Source organism: Myxococcus xanthus (assembly GCF_013116825.1).
Lineage (GTDB): Bacteria > Myxococcota > Myxococcia > Myxococcales > Myxococcaceae > Myxococcus > Myxococcus xanthus_B.
In genome coordinates this window covers 1-11,362 of record NZ_JABFNS010000012.1, presented here as the reverse complement: position 1 = coordinate 11,362, position 11,362 = coordinate 1, and the positions used below count along the sequence as shown (strand labels likewise).

The 11,362-nt window shown below is 70.1% G+C and carries 2 protein-coding genes; both read right to left on the bottom strand.

Annotation, left to right across the window (positions count from 1 at the left end; all coding sequences use genetic code 11):
• Positions 1 to 4: 4 nt before the first annotated feature.
• Positions 5 to 8,926, bottom strand: a complete 8,922-nt coding sequence (locus HNV26_RS05115; protein ID WP_171440679.1) for a non-ribosomal peptide synthetase/type I polyketide synthase — start codon at positions 8,924 to 8,926, stop codon at positions 5 to 7.
• The coding region (locus tag HNV26_RS05110; protein ID WP_171452771.1) for an SDR family NAD(P)-dependent oxidoreductase at positions 8,923 to 11,362 on the bottom strand (2,440 nt) is incomplete at its 5' end. The genes HNV26_RS05115 and HNV26_RS05110, both read right to left, overlap by 4 nt.

Genomic DNA, 11,362 nt, shown 5'->3' with positions numbered 1-11,362 from the left:
GTCCCTAGTTCATCTTCGACAGCTGCTCGGAGAGCAGGTGCGCGAGGTTCGCTTCAGCCAGCCCTTCCAGTGGGCTTTCGACCGGGGCGTCTGACTTCGACGTGACGCGCGCTTCCTCCGTGAACTCCAGAGGGATGAACGCGTCCATGAGCTGCGTCGCGAGCTTCTCCGCCGTCGGGTAGTTGAAGACGAGCGTCGCCGGCAGCGACACGCCGAGCCCGCTCTGAAGCCGGTTCTTGAGCTGGAGCGCCGCCAGCGAGTCGATGCCCAGCTCGTGGAACCCACGCGCCGGGTCGATGGACTCGCTGGAGCCCACGCCTCGCATCCACGCCACCTGCTCGCGCACGTAGTCCATCAGCAACTGCCGACGCATCTCGGTAGGCGCCGCCGTGAGCGTGTCCAGGAACGACGCGCGCTCCTCCGTGCGCTCGCCCCCTGCCCGCTCGCGCAACTCCGCGATGTAGGGCGTGGGCCGGCCGCTTCCGAAGACAGCCCAGTCGATGGCGGCCACGCCGACCTGCGGAACGCGCGACGTGAGGAGCAGCTCCAGCGCGCGCAGGCCCTGCGCCTTGGGAATGACGCCGAAGCCCGGCGTCCGAGCCTCCTCGCTCACCGACACCTGGGCGCCCGCGTCACCGGCCCAGATGCCCCAGTTGATGCTCAGGGCAGGCAGCCCCAGGGCACAGCGGTGGTGCGCCAGCGCATCCTCGAAGGCGTTCGCCGCGCAGTGATTGGACTGTCCCGCCGAGCCGACGAGCGATGCGACGGAGGAGAACATCACGAAGTAGTCCAGCGGAAGCCCCGCGGTCAGGCGATGCAGGTTCCAGGCGCCACGCAACTTCGGCCGCAGCACGGTCTCGAAGCGCTCCCAGCGCTGCTGCCGCAGCACGCCGTCATCCAGCACACCGGCCGAGTGGAACACGCCGCCCAGAGGGGCCATGTCCCGCGCCACTTCGCTCAACAGCGCGGCCAGCGGCTCCACATCCGCGATGTCGACCTTCCGGTACTCGACGCGGACGCCCTGCTGACGCAGGTGCTCCAGACGCTCCACCGCCTGCGGCCCCGGAGCCCCCCGGCCTGTCAGCACCAGGTTGCGTGCCCCCCGGCTCGCCAGCAACTCCGCGGTCAGCAAGCCCAGACGCCCGAGTCCGCCCGCCACGAGGTAGGTGCGGTCCGCCCGGAAGGACTCGACGCGCTCCGCGGACGCTTCGACGAGCTTCCGTGACTCGACCCTCCGGAGTCGCGCGACGTAGCGGCCATCGCGATAGGCCACCTGGTCCTCCGCCACCTCCGCGCGGCGGCGAATCTCCTGCGCGAGCAACTCCACCTGGGCGCTCGGTTCGCCCTGGGCATCGAGGTCGACACACCGGCAGTCCAACTCCGACGCCTCGATGCCCAGAGGCCGCGCCATGCCCCACAGCAACGACTGGGCGAGCCCGGGCAACGGAGCGCCCGGCTTCACGGGCTGCGCGCCACGCGACACCAGCCACACGGTTCCGGAGTACCCACGGTCCAGCAGGAACTGGAGCACGCCCAGCGCGCCACCACCCGTCACCCGAGCCGCCTGCCCCAGCGCATCCGCATCCAGCGTCTCCGCGTCCCCGGTGTGGGAGCCCCACATCAGGATGACGTCGGACAGCGCCGCGGGAAGTGGCAGTGCTCGCAAGGCCTCCATGAGCGCGTCGGGCGCGTCGGGGACCTCGAAGGTGGTCTCATCGATACGGCGCGGCTCCGCGCCACGGATGGCGACGAAGCAGGCGCGGCCATCGCGCGTCAGCACCTGTGCGAGCTGCTGCCCCACACCGTCGCGCTCCGAGAGAATCAGACACGCGCCGCTCGCGGGGACCAGCGTCTCCGGACGAGTCCCCTCCAATGCGAGCGGCTCCCACCGCCGCTCGTAGAGCCACTCATCCAGCGAGGTGGAGAGCGCGGCGCGAAGCGCCTCCTGGCTCGTGCGCTGAAGCTCCAGGCCGCGCACCCAGGCGCGCAGGGCGCCATCTCTGCCGAAGATGCGGACATCCGCGCGCAACCGCTTCCCAGCCTCGTCCACCGGCCGCACCACGGCATGGCTCCACACGCCGTCTTCGATGCTGCCCAGCACGTGGAGGCGCTCGATGTGCACCGGCACGTACAGCTCGGTGCCATCCATGTCCGGATAGGCGCCGCCCACCACCTGAAGGCAGGCATCCATCAGGGCGGGATGCGCGAGGTAGCCACCGCCGCTCCCGAGGCCCGCCGGGCGCTCGATGCGCGCCAGGACCTGCTCGCCTTCCCGGCGCAGCTCGGTGATGCCCTGGAACTCCGGCCCGAAGTCGACGCCCGCGTTCCGCGCCCGCTGATAGTAGTCATCGACCGGGAGCGGGGTCTGCAGGTCCTTCAACACGCTGTCGAGGTCGTGCGCCTCGGTGGCCGATGCATCATCACCGAGGACGGCGAGCGTGCCCGTCGCATGAAGGCTCCAGGCGCGCTCCGCGCCCTCACCCGTCCGGCTGAAGATGCGCACAGCGGCCCTGCCCTCTCCGTCGCGGCGCACGGCGCACTGCACCTTCCGCTCGGCATCCTTCGGGAAGGTCATCGCGTTGAGGATGGCCAGGTCCGTCAACTCCAGCGCGGTCGTGCCCAACAGCCGGCTCCCAGCGGCCAATGCCATCTCGACGTAGCCCGTCGCGGGCAGCGTGGGCGTTCCGAAGACGCGGTGCTGGCCCAGGAACGCCTGCGAGGCAGGCCCCAGCGTGGCCTCGAACAACAGCTCACCGGCCTCCAGGACGGCCAGGGGCACGCGCTCGCCAATCAGCGGGTGCTCGGCGCGGGAAACGCTTCGCCCGTTGGGACGCTGGAGGCCCGCGCCCTCCTCCCAGTAGCGCTGACGCTGGAAGGCATAGGTGGGGACCTCCACCTTGCGCCGTGGGTAGCCGGCATCCACCGCCGCCCAGTCCACCGGAGCGCCGCGCACGTACAGCGCCGCCAGGCTCTCCAGCATCTGCCGCCAGCCCCCGTCATCGGCGCGCAGGCTCGGCAGCCATGTGCCCGCGCCCTCGGGCACCGAGCGCGCCGCCATGCCGAGCAGGGTCGCCTTCGGGCCGACCTCGACGAAGACGCGCATGCCGTCGCGGTACAGCGCCTCCACGCCCCGGCCGAACTGCACCGGGTTGCGAAGCTGGCTGCACCAGTAGTCCGGCGTGCAGAGCCCGTCGGTGATGAGCTCGCCCGTCATCCCGGAGACCATCGGAATCGACGGCGGCGAATAGCGCAGCGACGCGGCGACGGCCCGGAACTCCGGGAGGATGGCCTCCATCATCACCGAGTGGGCCGCGCGCGGGATGTTCAGCCGCTTGACCTTGTAGCCCTTCGCGTCCAGCGCTCGGCCTATCTCCACAATCTCCGCGGGGATGCCGGAGATGACGACGTTGTCCGGCCCGTTGACGGCCGCGATGGAGCTGGCCCAACCGCCCTGGGCGAGGAACTGGCGCAGCTCCGGCTCCGCGGCGGAGACCGCGATGTTGCTGCCCTCCGGAAGCTGCTGAATCAGCCGTCCGCGGTGAACGGCCAGCTTCAGGCCATCCTCCACGCTGAACACGCCCGCGATGCAGGCCGCCGCCAGCTCGCCCGTGCTGTGCCCCAGCAACACGTCCGGCTGGATGCCCCACGACATCCACAGCTCGGCCAGCGCGTACTCCAGCACGAAGACCACTGGCTGGGCGTAGTCGAGCTGGTCGATGGGCGATGGCGCCCCCGGCTCCGCGTAGAGGACGGAGATCAGCGAACGGTCCCAATACTCACGGAGCATCTGGTCGAACGAATCGATGCGCCGGCGGAAGCCCGGATGCGTCTGGTACAGCTCGCGCGCGGCTCCGACGTACTGCGAGCCCTGGCCGGAGAACAGGAACGCGACCTTCACCGCCTGCTTCGTGTCGGCCTCTCCCTGGATGACTCCCGGGTGCTCCTCCTTCCGCTCCGCCGCGCCCAGGACGGCGGCCACCTGCGCGGCGTCCGCCCCCACCACCGCGAGCCGGTGGTCGAAGGCGACACGCCCGGTGTTCGCGGAGAAGCACACGTCCGCGAGTGATGCGCCCGGTGCTTCGAGCGCCGCCCGGTAGCGGCCCGCGAGCTGCCGCAGCGCCTCGGGGCTCCGCGCCGAGAGCGCTAGGAGGTGCCGCGAGCGGTCCATCTGCTGCACGTCCGGCGCTGGCGTCGCTTGCGGCGGCGCCTCTTCGACGACCACGTGGACGTTGGTGCCGCCGATTCCGAACGAACTGAGCCCCGCCCGCAAGGCACCCTGCGTCGCGGTCCACGGCCGGGCCTTGTCCACCACGTAGAAGGGCGTCTTGTGGAGCTCCAGCCGCGGGTTCGGCGACTGATAGTGGAGCGTGGGCGGCAAGGTGCGGTGCTGAAGCGCGAGCACGACCTTGATGAGCCCAGCGACGCCCGCCGCGCTGTCGAGGTGGCCGATGTTGCCCTTCACCGAGCCCAGGCCGCACGACTGCGTCTGGACCTGTCCCCCAAACGCCTCCGTCAGCGCGGAGACTTCAATGGGGTCACCAATGGCCGTTCCGGTGCCATGGGCTTCGACATAGGAGATGGTCCGCGGGTCCACCTTCGCGTGCTGATGCGCGCGGCGCACCACGTCCGTCTGGCCCTCGACGCCGGGCGCCATGAAGCCCACCTTGCGGTGCCCGTCGTTGTTGATGGCGGAGCCCTTGATGACGGCGAGCACCCGGTCCCCATCCGCCAGCGCCTGGCTCAGGCGCTTGAGGACCACGATGCCCGCGCCGCTTCCCGGGATGGTCCCGTTGGCCCCGGCGTCGAAGGGGCGGCAGTGGCCGTCGCGCGAGAAGACGCTGCCTTCCTCGTACAAGTAGCCCACGCGGTGTGGCACCTTGATGGCCACGCCGCCCGCGAGCGCCAGGTCGCAGCTGCCCTCATTCAGCGCCGCGCACGCCGCGGACACCGCGACCAGGGACGTGGAGCACGCCGTCTGGACGTTGATGCTGGGCCCGCGCAGGTCGAGCTTGTAGGACACCTGCGTGGCCAGGAAGTCCTTATCCTGGGCCATCAGGTCCTGGAAGAAGCCGATGGGGCGCGTCAGGTCCGGGTAGGGATAGCGATAGTGGCTGACGCTCTTCCCGGCATACACGCCGACGAGCCCGTTGCGCCCCGACGGCGGATAGCCCGCGTGCTCCAGCGCCTCCCAGGCGCACTCCAGAAACACCCGCTGCTGCGGGTCCAACGCGCGCGCCTCGCGGGGCGTCAGCGAGAAGAACTCCGCGTCGAAGGCGTCGAAGTCCTCCATCACCGCCGACGAGCGGACGTACCCGGGATTCCGGAACGCCTCCGGACTGACGCCCGCGGCCAGCAGCTCGTCATCGGTGAAGGTGCCCACCGACTCCACGCCCTGCATCAGGTTCTGCCAGAACTGCTCGGGCGTCGACGCCCCGGGGAAGCGGCAGCTCATGCCGATGATGGCGATGTCCCGCGCATCCTCCGTCCGCGGCGTCTCCTCGCGCGGCGCGAGTGCCACCTCGGGCTTCGTCTCCCCGCCTGCCGCCGCGAGCCTGGCCGCGAGCACCTTGACGGTGGGCCTGCCGAACAGGTCCGTGACGGGAACCGACAGCCCCAGCTTCTCCTTGAGCTCGAGGTGGAGCTTGATGAGGTGCACCGAGTTGGCGCCCAGCTCGAAGAAGTTCCGGTCCGGGTGGACGTCTGGAACACCCAGCACCTCCGCCACGGCCTTCGCGATGGACTGCTGAAGCGCCTGGGCCTCACGACCTGGACGGGCGGCGACGGCGGGCTTGCTCTCCTCGCGCTGCGTGGGCCGGGCGACGTGGTCCGGATGCGGCAGCGCCTTGCGGTCCACCTTGGCGTTGCGGGTCAGCGGCAGCGCCTCCAGCACGACGTAGGTCGCTGGGACCAGGTGCTCGGGCAGCTTGCGGGACAGAAACTCGCGGACGTGCCGGGTATCCACGCCGCGCTTCGTGTCCGAGGCGACGACGTAGGCGACCAGGCGCTTCTCATGGTGCTCGCCGACCGCCCCGACCACCGCGGCGCTGATGCTCGGCTCCTGGAGCAGCGCGGCCTCGATTTCACCCGGCTCGATGCGCTGGCCACGGATGGAGAGCTGGAAGTCGACGCGGCCGAGGAACTCGATGGTGCCATCCGGCAGGTACCGCCCGAGGTCGCCGGTGCGGTAGAGGCGCTCGCCCGTCCGTGGGTGCACGGTGAACTTCTTCGAGCCCGCTCCCGCGCCCACGTAGCCCAGCGCCACGCCCACGCCCGCGCAGCACAGCTCGCCGGGCACCCAGATGGGGCGCTCGTCCAGGTGCTCGTCCAGCACGTAGTACTTCGTGTTCGAGATGGGCTTGCCGTACGGGATGCTGCGGCGCCGCTCATCGGCCTCGACGACCGGATGGGAGATGTTCCACAGGGACGTCTCTGTCGGGCCGCCGACGCTCATCAGCTTCACGTCGCCGAACTTCGCCCGCAGCCGTGCGGGCATGGTGACGGGGAGCCAATCTCCTCCGAGCATCACCAGACGCAGCGGGCAGGTCAGCCGGGCGTTGCTGCCTTCGAGATACGTCAGCAGCATCTCCATCATCGCCGGCACGGTGCTCCAGATGGAGACGCCATGACGGGACATCAGCTCGGCCCAGTGGGAGGGGTCCCTGCGCGAGGAGGCGTCCGGCATGACCAGGGCCGCGCCCGCGCTCAGGGTGCCGAAGACGTCGTAGACGGAGAAGTCGTGGTGGAGCGCGCTGAGCGCGATGACGCGGTCTTCCGGCCCCACGCCGAACTTCCGGTTCGTCCACTCCACGCCGTTGACCATCCCCGCGTGGGTGAGCATGGCCCCGTTGGGCTGCCCCGTGGAGCCGGAGGTGTAGAGGATGTGCGCCAGGTCCTCGGGCTTCTGCACGGGCGCCAGGGGCGCCTCGCTGTACTCACTGAAGGCGTCCGGCGTGACGACCAGCACCTGCACCCCTTCGGGCCAGGACTCCTGGGCGAACTTCGGCTGCGTCACCGCCAGCTCGGCCCCGCCGTTCCGCATCATGTAGACGCGCCGCTCGTGCGGCAGCCCCGCGTCGATGGGCAGGTACGCCGCTCCCGAGCTGAGGACCCCCAGCGCGGCCACGACCTGCTCCCACCCCTTCTCCATCACAATCGCGACGATGCGGTTGGGCGCGGCGCCACGCTCGCGTAGCGCATGTCCGAGCCGGTTGGAGCGCCGGGCGAGCTCGCCATAGCTCAGGCTGACGCTCGACGAGGCCAGCGCCAGGGCGTCCGGGCGCGCCGCGGCGTGGCGGTAGAAGCCCGTGTGGAGCAGCTCCCCGCTCTGCGCGCGCGCCGTGTCGTTGACGCGGGCCAGCAGCTCCACCTGCCGGACCGGACGGGTGTCCAGCCCTTGCTGGTCCCACGCCGCGTCGTCCTCCGCCAGGCGCCTCAGCAGGGCGCAGAAGCTGGAGAACATGTCTTCAATCATGCCGGGCGGGAACAGCTCCTCCGCCACGTCCCAGTTCAGGAAGACGCCGCCCCGCTGGTAGACAATCTGCAGGTCGATCCACACCTGGGGCGTCTGCGTCAGCGCCTCGATGAGCTCGCCGAACTCCTCCGCCAGGAAGTCGACCCAGTGCGAGTCCTTACTCTTGGAGTGAGACGCGAAGCTCGTCATCACCACGGGCATGATGGCGCCCGCGATACGCCCCTGGGCCCTGAACAGCTCCCGCAGCAGCTCGACGCCGCTGACCTCACGGTGCTCCAGCGCCAGGAAGAGCTGATCCCGGATGGCCAGCGCCCGCTCGGTGAACGTCCGCTCCGGCCGGTGGTCCACCTCGATCAGCGTGAAGCTGGCGAAGGTTCCGACAATCTCGTTGACCTGGGGATGGAGGGGCAGCCGGTTGAAGTGCGGGACGTTGAGCGTGAAGCGAGGGCTGCGGCTCCAGCGCGCCATGACCTCCGCGTACGCCGCCAGCAGCAGCTCCGGCTCCGTCAGCTTGCGCGCGCGGGCTCGCTGCTTGAGCGGCTGCCAGATATCCGGCCCCAGCCGTTCAAACACGCGGCCGAAACGAGGACGCCGCAGCGACCCCGGGTCCTTGTCGAGCGGGAGGTCCGGCGCGGGCGGGAGGTTCGGAAGGCGGGAGCGCCAGTACTCGAGCGAACGCGCGTAACGAGCCCCGCGCGCATGCTGCACCGCCAGCGCGTAGTCACGGAAGGACAGGTCCAGTTGAGGCAGCGCGGGCGCCCCACCCAGGTGTTTGTAGAGGTGGACGAGCTCCCGGTAGAGAATCTGGAAGCTGTAACCATCGATGAAGGTCCCATCGATGCTCATGAAGAGGCGCGAGCGGCCCCCGTCGAGCTGGCACACGCGGAGCTCGAACAACGGCCACTGGTCGAGCGCCAACACCTGCTGCGACAGCCGCTCGCGGATGGCCTGGAAGCGAGCCTCCGTCTCTTCCGGGTCGCGTCCGCGCAGGTCCTCCACGGGCAGGACGTAGCGCGGCACGTCGGGGAGGATGCGCTGCTGGAAGCCCGGGAGCGCCACCACCCGAAGCATCTCGTGGCGGGCGATGAGCAGGTTCCAGGCGTCCTCGAAGCGGCCCAGGTCGAGCGCGTGGCAGTCAATCTCGTTGTACGCGTGCATCGCCGCGTTCATCTCGAGCTCGGCCTGCCGGCCCACGCTGTAGGCCTGCTGAATCTCCGTCATCGGGAACGGCGCGTGCCGCTCCTCGGGCCGGGGCGTGATTTGCGGCAGCGCCTCCGCCTGGGGCATGCGCTGCTCCGACAGCAGGGTCAGCAGCGCGGCCTTGTTCGCCACGAGCTGCTCGCGCAGCGCTCCTGGAATCTCGCCAGTGGGCGAATCGACCGCCAGGCGGTCCCCCTCCACCGACAGCTTGATGCCGTGCCCAGCCAGGGCCTGAAGAAGCTCATTCAATGTCATAGCAGGACCCGCTTCGATTCATCGCGCTCCGAGGAGGCAGCGCTGAGCACACTGGCCACGGCGAGCTTTCCGAGAAGCTCAGCCGTCACCTGCTCGATGGAACTTTCATCGACGAAACTCTTGAGAGGCATGCTCACGTCGAGCTCGCCCAGCACCATGTCCCGCAACTCGAGCGCCATGATGGAGTCGAACCCCAGCGCGTCGAACGAGTCCGTGGACGAGAGCTTCGCCGTCGGAATCTTTCCAACCTCGCTGACCATCTCCTTGAGCCGCGCCTCCAGGACGCCGCGACGCGCGGAGCCGTCCAGCGCCAGCAACACCTCGCGCAGCTTGCGCGGCGCCTCCACGACGTCAGGCACCTCATCGGAGACGGACGCGGGCCGGAACAGCGACGAAGCCACGATGGAAGGATGGCTGGCGGTCCATCGCGTCACATCGAAGCGCGCGATGCCCCGGGTGACGCGGTTCTCCGCGAGCACCAGCGCCATGGCCGCCAGGGCTTCATCCACGGACATGGGCGACATGCCCCGCTCCGCCAGCCGGTCGCCACGCCGGGCATCCGCGACGGCCATGCCGACCTCGCCCCAGCTCCCCCAGTTGAGGCTGATGGCCGGCAGTCCCCGTGCGCGACGGAAGTGCGCCAGCGCATCGAGGAATGCGTTGGCCGCGGCGTAGCTGGCCTGCCCCGGCGAGCCCATCAGCGACGCCGTCGAGGAGAACAGGACGAAGTGCTCGAGGGTGGTGTCAGTGGCCAGCGCATGGAGGTTCCAGGCACCGTCCACCTTGGGGCCCATGACCGTCTCGAAGTCCTGGGGCTCCCACTGCAACAACGAGCTGTCCGCCAGCACACCCGCGCTGTGGAAGATGCCCCCCAGCGGCGCTCCGCCTCGGCGGACGGCGGCCAGCATCTCCGCCACCGACTCCGGGCGGCTCACATCGACGCGGAAGGTCTCCACCCGCGCGCCCGCCGCACGCAGCGGCGCCAGGACCTGCCGGGCCTCGTCGGTCTCACCTTTTCTTCCACAGAGGGCAAGGTGCCGCGCGCCGCGCTCCACCAGCCAGGCGGCGAGCCGCAGTCCGATTCCACCGAGCCCACCCGTAATCAGATACGTGCGGTCGTGCCGGGGACGAAACGCCCCCGCGCCTTCCGGAATCGTCTGGGTCTGCGTGAGCGAGGGCACCAACCGCTGCTCGCCGCGCAGCACGACCTCGTCGTCGTCAGCGGAAGCAGGGACCTTGCGCGCCAGCTCCGTCACCAGCGCACCGAAGGCCGCGGGTTCGATGTCGATGCGCTTGCAGGCAAGCTCCGGGTGCTCGTAGGCGACGACCCGTCCCAGGCCCCACAGCGGCGCGCCAGCAACCGCGGTGGGTCCAGCCGCCTCGCCAGCGGCTTGCGCGCCCTGGGTGACGAGGAACAACCGAGGCAGCGTAGGCACCGACTGCCGCGCCAGGATCTGCACGAGCGACGCCGCCGCGTGGACCTCTCGCTGAACCGCTGTGTGCAGCCCTTCCAGTGATTCGGGGTGCTCCGAACCCGACAGGTAGATGACGCCTCGAGGCGCCGGGCTCTCGGACAGCCACTCCCGCAGCACCGACGCCTGCTCGGAGCCCGCGATGGCCACGCGCACCGTGCCTCCGGCGGTGGCCAGGGCTTGCCGAAGCGACTCCGAGGCAGCCGGCTGCGTGCTCACGATGAGCCAGCGCCCCTCCGCGTCCACGGGCCCCTGCCCCACCGTGCGCGCATTCCACGTGAGTTCGCAGAAGAGGTCCCGGGGGGATGCATCCCGGACGGGCTGCACGCTGCTCGGCGCTGGAGCGACCGCTCCGTCCCACCAGTAGCGCTCACGCTGCCACGGGTACGTCGGAACCACCGTCTTTCGCGCCCTCGTGAAGAGCTCCTCGAAGCGAATGGAGCCTCCGGAGGCGTACCCACCCGCGATGACGCCCAGGACACCCGTCCAGGCATCATCGCCGGGCCTGCTGGCACGCAGGAGGACGGCCTTGCTTCCACGGCTTCGTGCAGCGGCCTCCAACGCTTCCCCAACGGAAGCCTCACAAGAGACCTGTATGAAAGCCGAGGCGTTCCGCGCCCCCAGGTGCGCCACGGATGACGCCGGGTTGCTCACCTCGGCGCGCTGCGACTCCCAGTAAGCGCCCGCCACCGTGGCGCCCGCTTCGACCCAGGCGTCATCGGCGGTGGAGAAGAACGGGCACTTCACGGGTTGAGGACGCACGGACTGCGATGGAGCCAGCCGCAAGGCGATCCGCACGGCGTCGTCCACGCTGAGCGCTCCCGCGACCACTCCCGCGGAGAGTGCTCCCACGCCGAAGCCGGAAACAGCGGCGGGGGTCAGACCGCACGCGCGCCAGAGCTCCGCGAGCGCGAGCTGGAGCACGAGGAGCGTGCCCACCGCGTGTCCTTCGCCCGCCCGCCCT

Coding starts and splice junctions, on each gene's coding strand:
- HNV26_RS05115 (WP_171440679.1), bottom strand. CDS start 8,926: ATGACATTGAATGAGCTTCTTCAGGCCCTGGCTGGGCACGGCATCAAG.